The organism is Bacillus sp. E214 (genome assembly GCF_008087365.1).
Taxonomy (GTDB): Bacteria; Bacillota; Bacilli; order Bacillales; family Pradoshiaceae; genus Pradoshia.
In genome coordinates, this window is sequence record NZ_VENN01000001.1 from 1,260,700 (window position 1) to 1,277,493 (window position 16,794).

Genomic DNA, 16,794 nt, shown 5'->3' on the forward strand with positions numbered 1-16,794 from the left:
TTATATGAACAAGGTGCTTTAAATCCTAGCTATAACATCCCTTTGTGCACTATTATATTTTGAGATTTAAACACTGATAATTTCGTTTGAGTTTCTTTGACTCGTTATAAAACCCTACTCGAACTGAATTTGAATCGTCACAATTTCAGAGCGTGTACCAATCCGAATAGGCGGTCCCCAAAAACCAAAACCGGATGTTACAATTGAGTTCATCTGACCCTTTTTTAAATAGCCCCAATCATTTTCATATATCGCTTCAGTGATTAGATTTCCCGGAAAAATCTGACCGCGATGGGTATGACCGGAAACCATTAAGTCAACGCCTTCTTGCTGCGCAATATCAAGTTCATAGGGCTGATGTTCCAACAAGATGGCGGGCTTTTCGAGATTTACACCACTCATTAATTTTTCTAAAGGCAACCTATCTTCCTCAGTTCGATCCTTGCGCCCAATGAGAGTGAACTCTTCTTTAACCTCTACGGTTTCATCGTACAGTACTTGAATTCCGCTGCGCTCTAACGCTTCAATCAGTTCCTGCATCGTACCATCGTGCTTATCATGATTTCCAAGGGATGCATACACCCCATATGGTGCCTGTAGCTTGGAAAATATCCGATCGATTTTCTGATCAAGGAATGGTTGAACATCATCGTCAAATAAATCTCCAGGCAAAAGGATTAGATCAGGATTCAGCTCGTTAACTTTCTTTACAAAACGCTCCGCATGGTCTTTACCCGATAGCAACCCAAAATGTGTATCTGCAGCCATTACGATATGTAAGTTTTCAAGGGACGAGGAACCTTTATCCATCTTAAGTTCATAGTTGCGTACGACTGGGCTATAGGCATTATATGTACCGTATATCATAAATGTTATTAACAGCCCTACAGTGATGATCCCTGACCATAACTGCGTTTTGGGCCGATGCAGCCGTGTCAGGCGTAGGAGAATAACTGTAATATGAGCAAGAGGAACTAGCATTAACAGTAAGTAAAAGCATGCCATCCAATAAGCACCAACAATATTTAAAAATGTCAGCCCAGAAAAGCGGCCAATTATAAATGAGCTTGCTGCAAGTATAATGATGAAGCTGTATAGGATCTTAAATCGCCGGCTTGAAGATTCCGGTCGTAGCCAACGATATCCCCGCCAGCCTATATAGTAGACGAGGCCACCATAAAGCAGCAGTGCAATAATCAGAATAAGAATGAACATATGTATTCCGAAAGACTCCTTTTTACATAATTTTTATCGTTTTAGTTTAATAAGGTAACATCCTACTTTATTATGACTTACCTATTCTTGATTGTTAATTTATTTGATTTTTATTTTATTCCATATCAACTAAAAGGGACATAAACTTTAAATGTTGTACCTTTGTTTTTCTCACTTTCGACTTCAATTTTCCCTTTCATTCTCTCGATAACTTGATAACAAACCATCAATCCAATGCCGGTTCCTTTATCTTTTAATGAGTAGAAGGCTGTGCCTAAACGTTTTATTTGTTCCTCACTCATGCCAATACCTGTATCTGATATCGAAAAGACTATACACTCTCCTTCTTTCTGAATGGATAAAGTCAGTTCGCCGCCATCCTTCATTGCCTCAATCCCATTTTTCATAATATTGATTAATACCTGTTTCACTTCATTTGTATTTATGTATATTTCCAAGTCGAAATCCAATTCGAAGTGTAAATGAATATTGCTGACCATTAAGGCATATCCGTTCATTAAATCAACAATATGAGCGGAGAACTCTGATAACATCACATATTCCTTCGATCCTAAGTCCGGCTTGGCAAGAGATAGATAATCGTTAATAATTCCTTCAGCCCGATTGATTTCGTCCACCATTAATTTTATATATGATAATTCCTCTTCAGATAACTTGCTTTTATTTTGGAAGATTTGCAGAAATCCTTTCACAACGGTCATAGGATTTCGAATCTCATGAGCAACAGATGCTGCTAATTGTCCAATGGCATTCATTTTTTCAGCTTGTTGCAGCTCTTTTTGGATACTCGTCCTATATACAATATTATCAATTTCCTTTATGGCTTCATCAAAATTATTAATCAGCATTTCATTATCAGATTTGGAACCAATTTGTACTGAAGTAATTGAAAGCTTTTCAAATAAAATATGAAGCTGATGAACCATAAAGTTGAATTGTTCAAAAAGCTCCTCAAAATCTGTTGAGGAATCTTCGGTTAACTTTATATTAAACTCACCCTGACTTACCTTCGTTATCCCTTTAATCAGCTTATGAACAGGGCTCATTAATTTATTTATATAATGATGAAGGACACCATATGCCATACAAAAAATGATCAATATACTTCCAATGAATAGGAGTGTCCAATACAAGTTTTTCGTGAGCACTTCATCTGCATTGATTGTCACCGCTAATATAGCTTTATTAGACCCTTCTAATCCATCAATCCCAGCATAGGCATTGACCCATTTATTCGAAGATTCCTTATATATTTCTGTTATTTGCGGATTTTCACCATGTATGACCTTTTGAATATAAGGTAGGGTTCGTTTGCTTGGCATAAAGGGGGACCCCTCCTTTATACCATTAGGTTGAGTACCATCTGATGCACTGATGATTTCATAATGCTTTTTATTTTCGTTATATAAAATAATATGTCCGGAATATAAGTGATTACTCTGTTTATCCATTTCGTTTAGATAGGTTTTCAGTTTAGACCTTGCACCAATTGAGGAATCAGTATTAACTGAAGCTTCATTTATTAATCGGGAGGAAATCATTGATGAGCCAACCATAACCATCCCCTTACCTCTTTCATACAATATATCTTCTGTATAAGCATTCATTAATTTATACCCAATAATTGAGATAAGAATGATAGTAATGAGCATTATCAAAACTATTAGCGTCAAAATTTTGCGTTTGATTGACATCGGCTTTTTTATATTCTTCATAGATCCCTCACACAATTTCATAGTATCTATCTATAATTAGACAAAATTAGGCAGTTTTCCTGTAATAAATATAAAATAATAACAAAATCCAAAAAAAATACACTATCTCCATCTTGGATAGTGCATTTCTTTTACTGTTAAATTAGTCGGCGTAATACATAAAGCCGATTGCCCCAATTCCCGTATGTGTACTAATAATCGGTGTTGTTTCATAAATTGGTACATCATCTATACCAAGTTCACGGATTATCATTTCTTTCAATTTTGTTGCAAGTTCCATTGCATCTGCGTGGGTTATACCAATCCCCTTTAGAACTTTCCCCTCAATATCCTGCATAAGCTGCTTCACTAAGAATTTCACGATTTGACCTTGACTTCTCACTTTCGCTACAGGGGTATACTCTCCAGTATCAAGTGAAGCAATCGGTTTGATATTTAAGAGAGAACTTAACATTGCTTTTCCTTTTCCAATTCGGCCGCCCTTAACTAAATTCTCAAGGGTATCCACCACAACAAAAAGTCGAGTATTTTCCCTAATATGATCCAATCGTTCAACAATCTCATCCATCATTTTACCTTCTCTTGCCATTTCAGATGCCGCTAGTACCTGGAATCCTAATGCATTGGATATATACTTGGAATTAACTACAGTAACTTTCCCATCAGCCATTCTGGCAGCAGTTTGAGCCGATTGTACAGTACCGCTCATTTGAGCAGTCATATGAATAGACAACACTTCACTTCCATCTTCTGTAAGCTTATTATATACTTCCAGAAATTCACCCGCTGGGGGCTGTGAACTTTTTGGCAATTCTTCTGATTGCTGCATTTTGGTAATAAATTCTTTAGATGTAATATCTACTCCATCAATGTATGTTTCGCCATTTATTGTTATTGAAAGTGGTACAACTGTTATGTCATTTTCTGCGATGATCTCCTTTGGCAGATCAAGCGTGGAATCAGTAACAATTTTAATATTTGGCATAGTTTCACTTCCTATATGTATGACTAATCATATTATACATGGTAGAAAATTAAATTTAAATGAATTTCATTTTCCTTAATATAAGTTTATGAAAAATTCTTATAATTCAAATACTCAATTCCAGCAAATCCTACCATGTAAATTTGTTAAATTCCCGTTAAACGAAAGCATAACTGGCATGCAGCTGTACTAAATATATATTTCCTAAATTTAACTATTTATTATTTCCCCTCATCATGTATATAAACTCCAAGCTATTCTATTATTAAAAATAAAAAGAGTGTGAATCACTGTAGATTCACACTCTGCTGCATTCAAATTTCGTACTTAATTTAAATCCTGTTCCAGTTCGTACTGTTCTGCTTTTATTAGCTTTCGTTTATATACAAATTTTGATAGTGAAATGCTGATTTCATATAACAGCAATAACGGAACTGAAACTACAAAATCAGATAAAAATTCAGGCGGTGTAATAATAATCGCAACCACGATTAACACAAAATATGCGTATTTCCGATACTTCGCCATAATATACGGATTCAAGATACCCAAGGACGTCAAAAACATCATGACGACTGGCAATTCAAAGAGAAATGCAAACGGCAATGACATATGAATAATAAATTTCAAATATTTATCTGCCGTATAGGATGTCGTCATCACATCATTACCCAAATCTGTCAAGAAACTCATAACGATTGGAAAGATGACAAAATAGCCAAAGGATAATCCTGCTATAAACAGAAGAAATAATGCAGGTATATAGGATAATGCAATTTTTTGTTCGTGTTTCAAAAGTGCAGGTTTAATAAACAGCCAGAGTTGAATTGCTAGAACAGGTATTGTACAGGCAATAGCCACTATGGAGGCTATTGTAAAGTAAATCCACATAACATCACTAGGGCCAAGTACAATAAGCTTCTCATCTACATTACGAGTAAAAAATTTATATATGTCTTTAACGAAGAAAAAAGATACACATAAAAACAGTATAAAAGCAGTTACTGTGATGATTAACCTTGTTCTCAATTCATCAAGGTGCTCTATCATATTTAATTCTTTCTCTTCCAAACTAGAGTCACGCCTTTCTGAATCCCTTTAAAGAGGTGCAAGAATAAATTCTCACACCTCTTTTAAATAAACTATTAAATTATTTATTGATCTCTTTTTTAACATCCTTTATATCATCCACTACATCACTGGTTAAATCTTTTGTAGAATTTTTAAATTCACGTAATGTTTGACCGAAGGCCCTGCCGATTTCAGGTAGCTTCTTAGGTCCAAAGATAATCAGGACAAGCAAAAGGATTAACAGTAATCCTGGTACACCAATATTTGAAAACATTCTTTTCTCCCTCCCAAGCTGAAATGAATCTAATTCTATTATAATTGTTTTAAAGGTAAAGAAAAGTAATAATTTCATATACAAACAGAATATGTTAACTTTTACTTATTTAGGAATGCATTTTGTTATATATAAATCACCCATTCTTCTTATATTAAAAATTGATGAAGGCTGCTTCCTTTCTTTACTTCAACAAATTGGAATCCTTTATTCTCCATTCGCTGCATCAGTCCATTATAATCCTCTCTTTTTTGCAATTCGATGCCAACAAGTGCAGGACCATTGTCTTTATTATTCTTCTTCGTATATTCAAACCTGGTTATGTCATCATTCGGTCCAAGCACCTCATCGAGAAATTCTCGCAGAGCACCCGCCCGCTGTGGGAAATGAACAATGAAATGATGCAGGAGACCTTCATATTGAAGAGAGCGGTCTTTAATATCCTGCATTCTCCCAATATCATTATTGCCACCGCTAATGATGCACACGACCGTTTTTCCCACCAATTGCTCTTGATACAAATCCAGTGCTGCAACGGACATAGCTCCAGCCGGTTCAGCCACAATCGCGTGCTCATTATATAATTCCAGAATCGTGGTACATACCTTTCCTTCCGGCACAGTAACCACATCCTTAAGCAAATCACGGCAAATAGCAAATGTTTTCTCTCCAACCTCTTTTACGGCAGCTCCATCAACAAAGGAATCAATTTGCGGAAGTTTAACCACCTGCCCCTCTTTGATTGCTGTTTGCATAGATGGTGCCCCAACCGGCTCTACGCCAATACAGGCAGTAGCGGGAGATATACTCGCACTGTACGCAGCTATACCTGACATCAATCCGCCGCCGCCAACACTACCAAAAATATAGTCAACGGGTACGTCTATATCATGAAATATCTCTACAGCTACCGTACCTTGTCCAGAAATGACATTTTGATCATTAAACGGATGAATGAATGCTCTATTTTCTGCTTCCTCGCACTTCCTTGCTTCTATAAATGAATCATCAAACGTATCACCAATCAGGATAATTTCCACATATTCTTTTCCAAATAACTCCACTTGATTAACTTTTTGTCTTGGAGTGGTTGTAGGCATGTAGATTTTACCCATCACCTTTAATTCATTACATGCGTAAGCTACTCCCTGAGCATGATTGCCGGCACTGGCGCATACTATGCCATTTTGCAATTCCTCTTTCGATAGATTTAGCATTGCATAAAATGCCCCACGTAATTTAAAAGAGCGTACATATTGAAGGTCTTCTCTTTTTAAATAAACATTACAATGATACTTTTCTGACAACCGTTTATTTTGTTGCAAAGGAGTGTGAGCAACCTTGTTTTTTAATTGCTGATATGCGATTAAAATTTGTTCAGGTGATACTCCTTCATTTGTTTTCACCAGATGCCTCATATGCTCTCCTCCAGTACTTTTATTAATTTATAAATTATAGCAGGTACGAATAATAAATCAACAGAATTTTTAGAAAAATCAATATAATAGAATTTAACTGATATACTTTTAATAATTTAAAATTAATTCCGTGTGATTAATTGGGCTACATTGATGACTTGATGAAATGCTGACCACTTTTTCGAAGCTTCGAAAAAACGACAAAACAGGTAGAATTTTCTCCACCTGTTTTGTCGTTCTAGCACTAATGATACGTATGCCTTTGATTTGATTTATGCACCCTTTAACAGATTGCTTCTTTCCTCTTTGATTCTAGTATGAATATGTTCAGCCACTGCTGTCATTCCCTCTTCTTCGTATTGTTCAGAGGTAATCGCAGGCAATATAACAAGTTTAACCTTCCCAGGCTTTATCTTATTATTGTTATTCTCAAACAAGTCCGCAGTACCTGTAATCATAAAAGGTACAATCGGCACCCTAGTATCTTTAGCAAGACGCAATGAGCCCGCTTTAAATTCACCAATCTCCTTACCTCTGTTGCGAGTACCCTCTGGAAAAATGAGAATTGAGTGGCCATCCTTTAATTTCTGTACCCCTTCTCTAATAGCCTGTATAGAAGCACGTCGATCCTTACGATCCATAAACACGCAGCCCATTACTTCCATCCAGCCAGCAACAATCGGAATTTTTTTTACTTCAATTTTTGAAATAAAGCCAAACGGCTTGGAGATACCAGCCATTAATACGGGTATATCAAAATCCCCTTCATGATTTCCTACAAATAATACTGGCCCATCCGGAATATTTTCGGACCCTACGACTTCCAGCTCACAGCCTGAATTCTTTAAAAATCCTTTTGCCCATTTTTTCGGAATTTGTTGAATTTCCACATCGTCATGAGCATTATTTTTCTCATAAACCTTCTTCATTTTAGATAGTCCTGGTAAGCTGTACAATAAAAAGCCACATAAATAAATAACCATATAAATTAACCGTAGCAATGTAATAAACCTCCTGTATCGAACCCTACTTGCGTATGTATTCTTTAAAATAATAATCGTATGGATTTCTTTCGTCTTTTGGTCCTTTTTCAGATGAAAGCAATTCCCATTCTTCATCATAATTTTGAACCGGGAAGAATGTATCTCCTTCAAAATTATGATCAATATATGTCAAATAGATTTTTGAAACATACGGAAGAAGCTGTTCAAATAATACTTGTCCCCCGAATATGACACATTCAGTATCGGTATCTCTTTCTATTTGAAGAATTTCATCCACTGAGTGTACGACTTTTACTCCATCAACGACCCAAGATGGATCTTTCGTTAAAACGACATTCGTTCTGCCAGGAAGAGGCTTTCCTATAGACTCAAACGTTTTTCGACCCATAATTAAAATTTTACCCATCGTGGTTTGTTTCACATGGGCCATGTCGGCAGGAATACGCCATGGAAGATTATTATTAATACCGATAACTCGATTTCGATCATGTGCTACAACAATTGAAAACATCTTAATCCCCCTTTTGTTTAATCTTCTCTTGTTAAATTTTAAATATCCGTCTTTGAAAAATCATTGCGAATTTCATTTTATCTCATATATTGAGTATCATATAAGATAGAAAAACCGAACCACAGTCGGGAACGGTTATATTGACTTGGATATTTACGACTAACAGACTACTAAAAGTCATTTACTACTTGATATACGAAACAATTAAATATTACTGACTTCTTAATCGTCAATGGACCTATTTAACCATTTAAATAACGGATTTGCAAGGTCAAATTTCTAACAATCTATACATGTTTATTCAGTAACATGATATAAACTTCTTTCAAAATCCCCTCCGGTAGATGATTTAGATTTATTGTGTTTTTAGAAATAAAAGGTTTTTGGAATTCCTTAGTTACATAACGGGCATTATATTTTATGATTTCGTAAAATGCTAACCTCAGGTCCTTGTTGTAAAGATGGTCATATTTATGGAGTAATTGATTAATATCTCTTATTGTTACTTGCTCGCTAATCAGCTCTAAACTCATAACATACACTTCAATTGAAGGATGTTTATCCATAAAATAGCGATAATTTAGTAAGGATTCCTGTAATCTTTTCTTGTTAACTTCATGTTCTTGATGAATTGTCCCCACAGCACGATCCACTTTAAATGTAGCACCACACTGGTGGAGCCTGTACCCTAATTCCCAGTCTTCCCATCCATAGCCAATAAACTTTGGATCAAACCATCCCGCCTGGTCTAATAGAGTACGCTTCACAGAAAGATTACCACCCATGCAGGCAACCCAAGGAATCAGGAATTTATCCAATTCATCCCCATAAGGGACAATGATATTCGAATAATAATAATCTTTAAAACGGATTAATTTTTGAAATTCTTCACTTAAGAAGTTTATATTCTGGTCCACGATTTTTTTTTGGGCTCTTTGAGTTATAAAATAATAATACATAGCACCAGTTAAAACCAAGTTTTCACATATCTCATGCCTTTTAACATGATTTTCAATATAGTCAGGATAAACCAACATCTCCGCATCAAGAAAAATGATTAAATCCCCATCTGTATTGGCAATCCCTATATTCCTTGTTTCTGCAAGTCCCATTTTTTTATTATTTCGAACCATACGAAAATGATTCGGAAGATCAATTGTACTGGTGCGATCATCTGATGCATCATCCACAATCATCACTTCATAATTATCATGACTTTGTTTCCGTAATGCTTCAATTGTATTTTTAAGCTGTTCATACCGATTGTGACTCGGAATGACAATTGATACTTTCACGATTTTTCAACTCACTTACCTAATCATATTTTCCGATATCAATCCAATTTTCATTCTTCAAGCCCATCAATATAAGCCAGAAACAGCACATCTACATTTTCATTAATCTATCTAACCCGATTATTTCATTGATCCAAGAATCAGTAACAATTTCATCCGTAATAAATGTCTGCATTCCTGAACCTATATCGAATGCTACTTTTCCATACCTGGATGCTATATATGGGGTAAGGATAAGTGCATTTATCCCCGCTCCTAAAAAACATATATCAAAATCGATTGTTTTAAGCTGTTTTTTTACAGTTGGTATATCATCATAGGAATAGATAGGTAGTGCTCCCACTACTTTTACACCTAATGTTTTTCCATACTTATCTTCCATACCCTTTTTAGCTTTTTCAGCCAGTGATCCAATTAATAATACTTTTCTGTTACGTAATATTTCTTCAAACTTATCTTTTTGCGACTTCATAAAAACTCTTCTAATATTAGCTTCAAAATACTCTTTTGGTTGGATATTATAAATTGAAAAAACACGCTCCGTGATTTCCTTGGAATTTTCTTCAATTGTGTTATAACCCACAATATCAGCACTATTCACCGCGGCAATCCCTTCCATTTGAGCAATGGGGTTTGGAAACCTTATTCCACGATGATAAAAGCCTTCTTTCACATCTTTATTGGCTATCTTTTTTTCCTTTCTATAATGGCCTTGAAATTTATTTAAAATAGGATCCTTATCGAATTGATCTTGTCCCATCACAACGGCTTCGGTTTGACCGACTGATACAATCGATAGAGGCCTTTGTTTTTTCAAACTTCTTAAAATACGGTCCATTATTTCACCGCTTGATAATTGGTTTGACAAATTTCTCTCTCCCTTCGCTAAAAAAATCACATATATTAGATTATTTTTCTATCCATTTACAGTAGCTTAGTAAATCATTTACATGCTTTGTAACCCATGATTGCTCAGGAGTTCTCCGACTATTATTCTCAAATTTATTTAAATACCATTGAATTAAATAACATTTATAAAGGATTCGTGCTGCGAGATAACTACCATAAAATGGTTCCCATTTAACTGGCTGTGAACTGTATTTATTCCATCCGTCAACATAGGACCTCAAAGCTGTTTCATTTAACTGACTTGTAGGAACATGAATATCTTCCTCACCAATATATTCCATCAATAAAGTCATCGGTCCAATTTTCATATTCTCAAAATCAATAATTAAAACCTGGTCATTAGAATAGCTAATTAACGTATTAAACTTCGAAACATCACCAGGATGCAATGTACATGGTACTCCGTATAATTTATGGATTATTTGCAATATCCATTTTTGATCCATTCTTTTAATTAAATCTAAAAATTCAGATCCGCCAATCATTTTCAAAAGATCTTCTCTGCTTTCACGGAATTTAATGCCCTCATAGATTTCATCAATATGGTTACGAATAGATATTTTGTCAATAAAGTGATCTAACTTCCCTCTATAATCTTCGTTCGTATTTATCAATTTATCAATCTTATCATTATCAAACTCATTTATTTGATTTCCCCACTTAGCTGCAAACTTCCCATAATCTTTATAAACCCTTTTAACGATTGCTTGATCACTAAAATCTGGGTTTACTCCTTCTATCCACTCTAGAATCAGGACCTTTACATTATTATGGGCATCATAGGCTATGATTTTTGGGATTTGTTCTTTTACAGAGTTAGATAATTTACTATAAAAAAGCACCTCAACCAGTATCGCTGAATCTCTTCCATATTTAATTAATATTTGTTCGGGTATAGCATTTTTATTTTCCCGCCATTTGATACGCTCTATTCTCTTTGAGGCGTCAAGTATCAACTCTCTTTCCAAAATCTCAAACGAATCCAAGCTCAGAATCTTTGCAATCTCATCAGAATTAAGTTCAGACATTCAATTCCTTCCTCTCATAATAAGCACAAGCATTTATGATTAATCTATCTTCCTTACTTCTGTTCATTTGTTATTATTTCCTGAATCAACTCGACAAATTGTTTTGCACGCTTTTTCGTCGTATGGTGTTCATGAACCATCAAATAGCCTTGTTTAGAAATCTTATACCTTTCTGATTCATTCTCCAGATAATACTGCGCCTTTTCCTGAAAATTATCTTCATTGATCTCCACAAAATGCACTCCTGGTACAAATCCCATGTCTTCTAACTCGTTCGATGAGGGAGCTAGCAACAAAGTCCTGGAGGCCGGTACTTCTAAATATTTTGTAAGAACATACTCATATCTTGAATTACATGTAAAAAACATTTTGGAGCGGTTTATTTCTTTTGCATATTTTTCACCAGCAAATACATTCTCTTCGTCATCATCTATATTTCGATAACCAGGATGCTCATGATAAACAAATCCAGGCTTATCTTTCATAGCTTGTACAACTTTATGTCTAATCGGATAGACCCGATGGTGTACCGCCCCCATTAACAAATAATCTATTTCTTTTTCTAACTTATAATCTTTAAAAATAGCTGGATTAATATGTTTGGGCAGCCATTTCATCATATGCGCAAACTCCGGATACCACTCGAGAAACTTATCGCGATAATACACAAATATATGCTTTACATTATCAGCATGGAGAGCTTCTTTCCTATCCTTAATATGATAATGAATATCATATAAATTAACTGCAAAAGGGATTTCCAAAGTGCTGAGGCCTGTAATTTTTGGAGAGTTACTTTCTCCGAATTCATTTATGAAAATAAAATCCGGTTGAACTTCTACTTTTTTCAGAATATCCTTAATATCGCCTGACTCATGCCAAACAGTTAAATTTGTTAGCTTGGCTACCTCCATCAATAAATAGTGAAACTCTGGGGATATATATTTGCTGAAATCACCAGTCGTCACAAGAAGGTTTATTTTTCGCACTTGTTTCCCTCCTTAAAAATATTAGAAATTACAACTTGTCTTTTCATACTATGAATAACTTCGCAAAAGGTAACTATAAATACCCAAATCGTGTATTTAGAACTGCTAAACTAATTTTTTTAAAATTATTTCCGGCAAAAAAACAGCTGCCGATTTTGTCGACAGCCACAGATATAGATAAGGTGTTCATATCCTTATCTATCTCTTCTATTCGAAATAATTTCATTTACCGTAAACAGAAATTCCTCCACTCTCTTTTCCACAGAGTGTCTTTCTGCAACTAATTTATAGCCTTTATCAATTATTTGTTTTCTTTCCTCTTCATGCTCTAAATAATAATTCACTTTTTCAAGTACATTATATTCATCTACTTCAACAAATGTTTCCCCATCAATAAATCCCAATTCTTTTAACTCATTTGATCCCGTTCCCATCAATAATGTTTTGCAGGCCAGGCATTCGAAATATTTCATAAGAGGCAGCTTTTCAACAGAATCACATGTTACAAATATTTTTGCTCTTGATAATTCTTTGGCATATGTTATTCCTGTTAAACGATTCGAATTTGCTGGTAATTCTCCATAACCTGGATGATTGAAATACTTAAAGCCTGGATAATTTAACAACTGCTCATACATAGCAAATCGTTTTGGATATACCCTTTTGATTAGAATCCCCATCATTAAACAGTCAATATCCCGCTCTTGCCCATAGTCTCTGAAAATATCAAGTGGAACAAAATGGGGCATCCAAATGTACCGTTCCTTTAATTCGGGGAGGATACGGTTGCTTGCATCCCTATAATGTGTAAAAATATGCTGAATGTACTCCCGCTCATAAAACAGTCTGCGACGGTAAGGTTTATATTTAATCTCATGTAATATAGCCCCTACAGGTATAGAGGTATCCCTTATACCACGTATTGTAGGTGTATAATCCGGCTTAAAATCATTTAAAAGAATAAATGAAGGTGACTGCGGCAGTCTACTAAGTATTCCGCTTAAATCACCATCATTTTCCCATATATATAAGTTACATTGTTTTTGAAGTTCTGAGACAAAGTATTCTGTACTTTTATTAACCCGATTATGGAACCTTTTTGTAATAAATAAAATGGTTAATTGTTTAATCAAACGCATATCCTCCTTAAAGCGGCTTCATGTGTTTATAAAAACCACATGAAGCCACATTATCTTTAAATAACTTAAGGAAGTTCAAGAGAAGTGATTTGATTAAATCTTACGATAAATGTCCTTCCTCCAAATGAAGAATCAACTTGTCTAAATTCAGCATAATCATTGCCTACATTAACAACTTGTACATTAGTTAAATCAGGTTCTCCATTAAATTGAGATCTATTGACATGAACTTCTGCAATTTCTTGACCCGTTCTTAAATAATGTCGTAGTAGCTGTCTAAAGGATACTCTTGCAATAGACCTTGATAGTGTCGATTCAGAATTATTCCTGGCCATTTCTTGAGTCGTTGTTATATACTCTGTTAACAGTTGTTTTAAGGAAGCACTTGTAATAGCTCCAGATGGAGTATGCTTAGATTCAGGGTTCCACTCTGCCATTTTTGTTCACCTCACATATGTTTCAGCTATAATTAGCCGTAATTTAATTATATGGAGATTTTCTATGATAGCTTGTTTGCTTGTCCTATAACTTTTAAAGAATTTATTATGTAAAATGACCATTTTTATTGATGATGTACTTCACCCTAAAAGTTAGAGTTGAAATCTAACTTTTAGAGGTCACCTTATGAATCATTAGAAAATTAAACTTTTACCGAAGCTTTACGCAACTTCTTAACTGAAGTAATATTTATTCTTCTGAATTTAACTTTCCAATAATTGTTTCAATTACCGAACCAATCCCAGCTACAGACAAAACCATCAATAAAAAATAGCTAACTACTGGAATATAATAATCGACCATTACTAAGCCTATACTAACCCATATTCCAGTACACCAATGACAACTTAGTAATTCTCCGAAAAAATGTTTGATTCCCTTTTCTTTAACCATATATAAAATTATTTCATTACCTTCTTCATCAACTTCACTGATTTCCTCAAAAAATGGCTTTCTGATAAATTCAGTGATTTTATCAAACACAAATAGGCGTGTTAATCGAAAAGCTGCTAATCCTATTATGAATATTTTTACAATATCTAGCTCCATTATTAATCCCCTTTTTCTTCAATTTTTATAAATACATTTAAAAATAGGCTATATACTCAAACAACTATACTCTTATTTTCATAACCTGTTAGAGAAATGATTTCATCAAGGAGGAGAAGATATGAGCTGCGGTTCTGAATTTGAAACATCCAGTTGTATTTGTGATACTTTACTAGCTATTGTGGAAGCTCAAGATTTAGTAAAACCCGATGAAGAAACTCTTGGAAAAGGCTGCGAAAGAGCAATTAACGAATTAAATAATGGTAAACTTTTTGGAGGATACAAATATAACACGATTCCAATTATGCTTACTGTATTTAACACCGGAAAACTATTTGAGGGGCATGGAACAACTAAAAAGAAGGGAAAATGTTATTTTGTTGAATCCAAAATTTTCCGCATCGACAATGTTGATTCTGATTCTTGTTGTGCAACCTTAGAATTATTAAAGAAAAAAGATCATTTTCCAAAAGGTATAGACTCAGATGACCATCATTATGAAAATCATAAAGATGATTATAAAGATAATCATAAAGAAGATCATTATTTTGAGGAACTCGAAGGAACCGATGCTTATATTACTGTTGATTTGAAGATGTTTGGTGCAGTTACTTGCCTTTGTCCTGTAGCTATCCATCATGATTGTAAATAAACTGGCAGGTTATAATTTACTTTCATATATTTACAGCCTGGGGGTATCTCCTCAGGTTTTCTTTTTGTGTTTGATTTTTATTACCTTCACTTTTGATTCGATTTATTATCTTTAGGCTTATCCTCTTTAGGCTTATCCTTTCCTTCTGATACATCTTATGAAATTTACCTTTTTTTGATTAGGCGATAGCCAACATATTCATAAAAAGATGACCTATTTTTCAATTTCAAGAAAAATAAGGTCATTGTTATGTTTAATCTATATAATAGAAAGTTCATCAACATCATCTATGGCAATTAATCTAATTTTTTCATCTACTTTTACCTTTAAAAATTCTCCACGTTTACTCTCTATTTGCCCAACAAGGGTTTCTCCCTCAATTTTTATTTCACAGAAAGGCTTCTCCACTACTGATGGATACCTTGCTAACCTTATTAATTTCATACGAAGATCATCTTTTAGAGGATCACTTTCGACTTGAACCTCAATATTTTCATCCGACTTGAAATCTTCTTCACCTTGGCTTGTTTTTCCTATAAACAAATTTTCTGTGATATTATCAGTATCTTTTTTTAATGCTTCTTCATGCAACTTCTCTGTAAGTTCATTTTTTACAGCTGCTTCGTCCTCTTGTAGACTATATTCTTCTTGTAATTTATTATCCTCTTTTTCTTTGATACTTCCCTTACTGTGATAAACTTCCTGCATATTCTGAGCAATCAATTTACCTTTATTCACTGGTTGGATAATATAAAATATCGGTTCTTTTTTATTATTTTCCATTTCATTATCATTCATTGTTTTTCTTCCTTTCCTTAATGGGTCATTTTTATATGTATGCATATGGCCTTTGTCCTTTGACAAATTAGTTGTAACAAACAAGCCTTATCATTTAGCCTAAAGGACACATTTTCTGAGACAAGAAGTGAGGTGTGAATTGGTTTACGTCTTGTTTTTGTTATAACAGTGGTAACCTTATCTTCTTATGCTTTATGGATAGAAACTCACCCTATCGACACAGAAAAGCCGATTGCAAGTTAAAGCAATCGGCCTTGTTCTCTTTATTTTCTCACTTCTTCCCAGATAACCGCCTGTTCTTCATCCCCTCTAGCAATTTCTGTTGAAGGCGCAAATATTCAAGCAGTTCATCTTTGGAAAGTACCTCGAATAGTTCTAAAAAAATCGATTCACCAATCTTTTGGGCCTCGTTTAAAGCTATACATCCCTGCTCGGTAATCTTTAAATAAACAGTGCGTCGATCTCCTTCATCATATAGCCGCTCAGCCAGCTCAAAATGAACGAGTTTTGAGGCAATATGCGTGACTGCTCCTTTGGTGTAGCCAAGCATATCAGCGAGTTCACTTTGCCTTAATGTCTTGCCATCACTAAGTTCAGCCAGAACGAGTACTGCCGATACACCGATTGGATAAGAGTAACGCGATGTGAAATCCACGATGTGCTCATTGGAGACTTGTTCAATGGAATGAATTAAGTCAAATAGATTATCTTGTTCCATCATCA

General features: G+C 34.6%; 18 protein-coding genes. 1 reads left to right on the top strand and 17 read right to left on the bottom strand.

The features are described 5' to 3' along the window. Nucleotides 1-114 precede the first annotated feature (114 nt). The 15 genes from FHY47_RS05785 to FHY47_RS05855 form a co-directional block, all read right to left on the bottom strand. Nucleotides 115-1,215 carry a metallophosphoesterase gene (locus tag FHY47_RS05785; RefSeq protein ID WP_148629817.1) on the bottom strand — a complete coding sequence of 367 codons (1,101 nt, stop codon included), beginning with the start codon at nt 1,213-1,215 and terminating at the stop codon, nt 115-117. Nucleotides 1,216-1,340: 125 nt separating this feature from the next. Further along, the gene (locus tag FHY47_RS05790) at nt 1,341-2,951 is read right to left on the bottom strand and encodes an ATP-binding protein (RefSeq protein ID WP_187393438.1); all 1,611 of its coding nucleotides are present in this window, start codon (nt 2,949-2,951) and stop codon (nt 1,341-1,343) included. Between the two features lie 142 nt (nt 2,952-3,093). Continuing rightward, a complete protein-coding gene (locus FHY47_RS05795) occupies nt 3,094-3,936 on the bottom strand; it encodes a DegV family protein (RefSeq protein WP_139891799.1) in 843 nt (280 codons plus the stop codon). Between the two features lie 327 nt (nt 3,937-4,263). Next, nucleotides 4,264-5,007: a twin-arginine translocase subunit TatC gene (gene tatC, locus FHY47_RS05800; RefSeq protein ID WP_066107156.1), complete on the bottom strand. Its 744-nt coding sequence runs from the start codon at nt 5,005-5,007 to the stop codon at nt 4,264-4,266. Between the two features lie 79 nt (nt 5,008-5,086). After that, nucleotides 5,087-5,281 (bottom strand): twin-arginine translocase TatA/TatE family subunit, encoded by a 195-nt coding sequence (locus tag FHY47_RS05805; protein WP_066107160.1) that lies wholly within the window; start codon nt 5,279-5,281, stop codon nt 5,087-5,089. A gap of 149 nt (nt 5,282-5,430) precedes the next feature. Then, nucleotides 5,431-6,699 carry a threonine ammonia-lyase IlvA gene (ilvA, locus tag FHY47_RS05810; RefSeq protein WP_148629821.1) on the bottom strand — a complete coding sequence of 423 codons (1,269 nt, stop codon included), beginning with the start codon at nt 6,697-6,699 and terminating at the stop codon, nt 5,431-5,433. Nucleotides 6,700-6,971: 272 nt separating this feature from the next. Continuing rightward, a complete protein-coding gene (locus tag FHY47_RS05815) occupies nt 6,972-7,700 on the bottom strand; it encodes a lysophospholipid acyltransferase family protein (RefSeq protein WP_257469020.1) in 729 nt (242 codons plus the stop codon). Between the two features lie 25 nt (nt 7,701-7,725). Continuing rightward, the gene (locus FHY47_RS05820) at nt 7,726-8,214 is read right to left on the bottom strand and encodes a dihydrofolate reductase (protein WP_139891797.1); all 489 of its coding nucleotides are present in this window, start codon (nt 8,212-8,214) and stop codon (nt 7,726-7,728) included. A 287-nt stretch (nt 8,215-8,501) separates the two neighbouring features. Next, entirely contained in the window at nt 8,502-9,509 is a 1,008-nt protein-coding gene (locus FHY47_RS05825; protein WP_187393439.1) for a glycosyltransferase family 2 protein, read from the bottom strand. Between the two features lie 91 nt (nt 9,510-9,600). Next, the gene (locus tag FHY47_RS05830; protein WP_066107169.1) at nt 9,601-10,377 is read right to left on the bottom strand and encodes a GT-D fold domain-containing protein; all 777 of its coding nucleotides are present in this window, start codon (nt 10,375-10,377) and stop codon (nt 9,601-9,603) included. 40 nt (nt 10,378-10,417) lie between these two features. After that, complete coding sequence (locus FHY47_RS05835; RefSeq protein ID WP_066107173.1) at nt 10,418-11,446, bottom strand: hypothetical protein; 1,029 nt, start codon at nt 11,444-11,446, stop codon at nt 10,418-10,420. Nucleotides 11,447-11,499: 53 nt separating this feature from the next. Beyond that, complete coding sequence (locus FHY47_RS05840) at nt 11,500-12,435, bottom strand: glycosyltransferase (protein ID WP_066107176.1); 936 nt, start codon at nt 12,433-12,435, stop codon at nt 11,500-11,502. Nucleotides 12,436-12,629: 194 nt separating this feature from the next. Then, nucleotides 12,630-13,568, bottom strand: coding sequence for a glycosyltransferase family protein (locus FHY47_RS05845; RefSeq protein WP_187393440.1), 939 nt, complete (start codon nt 13,566-13,568; stop codon nt 12,630-12,632). Nucleotides 13,569-13,639: 71 nt separating this feature from the next. Then, entirely contained in the window at nt 13,640-14,011 is a 372-nt protein-coding gene (locus FHY47_RS05850; RefSeq protein WP_148629827.1) for a hypothetical protein, read from the bottom strand. A gap of 250 nt (nt 14,012-14,261) precedes the next feature. Beyond that, entirely contained in the window at nt 14,262-14,621 is a 360-nt protein-coding gene (locus FHY47_RS05855; RefSeq protein ID WP_148629829.1) for a DUF1360 domain-containing protein, read from the bottom strand. 121 nt (nt 14,622-14,742) lie between these two features. Between FHY47_RS05855 and FHY47_RS05860 the strand changes: the two genes are divergently transcribed. Further along, complete coding sequence (locus FHY47_RS05860) at nt 14,743-15,273, top strand: CotY/CotZ family spore coat protein (RefSeq protein WP_066107185.1); 531 nt, start codon at nt 14,743-14,745, stop codon at nt 15,271-15,273. A 258-nt stretch (nt 15,274-15,531) separates the two neighbouring features. Here FHY47_RS05860 and FHY47_RS05865 read toward each other — a convergent pair whose 3' ends face one another. Both FHY47_RS05865 and FHY47_RS05875 read right to left on the bottom strand, forming a co-directional pair. Beyond that, a complete protein-coding gene (locus FHY47_RS05865) occupies nt 15,532-16,071 on the bottom strand; it encodes a hypothetical protein (RefSeq protein WP_066107189.1) in 540 nt (179 codons plus the stop codon). 271 nt (nt 16,072-16,342) lie between these two features. Beyond that, nucleotides 16,343-16,789, bottom strand: a complete 447-nt coding sequence (locus FHY47_RS05875; protein WP_139892006.1) for a MarR family winged helix-turn-helix transcriptional regulator — start codon at nt 16,787-16,789, stop codon at nt 16,343-16,345. Nucleotides 16,790-16,794: the final 5 nt, after the last annotated feature.

What these genes read in the sequence shown, in the direction of transcription:
- ilvA (WP_148629821.1), bottom strand. Translation starts at nt 6,699, where the DNA reads ATGAGGCATCTGGTGAAAACAAATGAAGGAGTATCACCTGAACAAATT.
- FHY47_RS05875 (WP_139892006.1), bottom strand. Translation starts at nt 16,789, where the DNA reads ATGGAACAAGATAATCTATTTGACTTAATTCATTCCATTGAACAAGTC.
- FHY47_RS05855 (WP_148629829.1), bottom strand. Translation starts at nt 14,621, where the DNA reads ATGGAGCTAGATATTGTAAAAATATTCATAATAGGATTAGCAGCTTTT.
- FHY47_RS05790 (WP_187393438.1), bottom strand. Translation starts at nt 2,951, where the DNA reads ATGAAGAATATAAAAAAGCCGATGTCAATCAAACGCAAAATTTTGACG.
- FHY47_RS05835 (WP_066107173.1), bottom strand. Translation starts at nt 11,446, where the DNA reads ATGTCTGAACTTAATTCTGATGAGATTGCAAAGATTCTGAGCTTGGAT.
- FHY47_RS05850 (WP_148629827.1), bottom strand. Translation starts at nt 14,011, where the DNA reads ATGGCAGAGTGGAACCCTGAATCTAAGCATACTCCATCTGGAGCTATT.
- FHY47_RS05785 (WP_148629817.1), bottom strand. Translation starts at nt 1,215, where the DNA reads ATGTTCATTCTTATTCTGATTATTGCACTGCTGCTTTATGGTGGCCTC.
- FHY47_RS05805 (WP_066107160.1), bottom strand. Translation starts at nt 5,281, where the DNA reads ATGTTTTCAAATATTGGTGTACCAGGATTACTGTTAATCCTTTTGCTT.
- FHY47_RS05865 (WP_066107189.1), bottom strand. Translation starts at nt 16,071, where the DNA reads ATGAATGATAATGAAATGGAAAATAATAAAAAAGAACCGATATTTTAT.
- FHY47_RS05860 (WP_066107185.1), top strand. Translation starts at nt 14,743, where the DNA reads ATGAGCTGCGGTTCTGAATTTGAAACATCCAGTTGTATTTGTGATACT.
- FHY47_RS05820 (WP_139891797.1), bottom strand. Translation starts at nt 8,214, where the DNA reads ATGTTTTCAATTGTTGTAGCACATGATCGAAATCGAGTTATCGGTATT.
- FHY47_RS05795 (WP_139891799.1), bottom strand. Translation starts at nt 3,936, where the DNA reads ATGCCAAATATTAAAATTGTTACTGATTCCACGCTTGATCTGCCAAAG.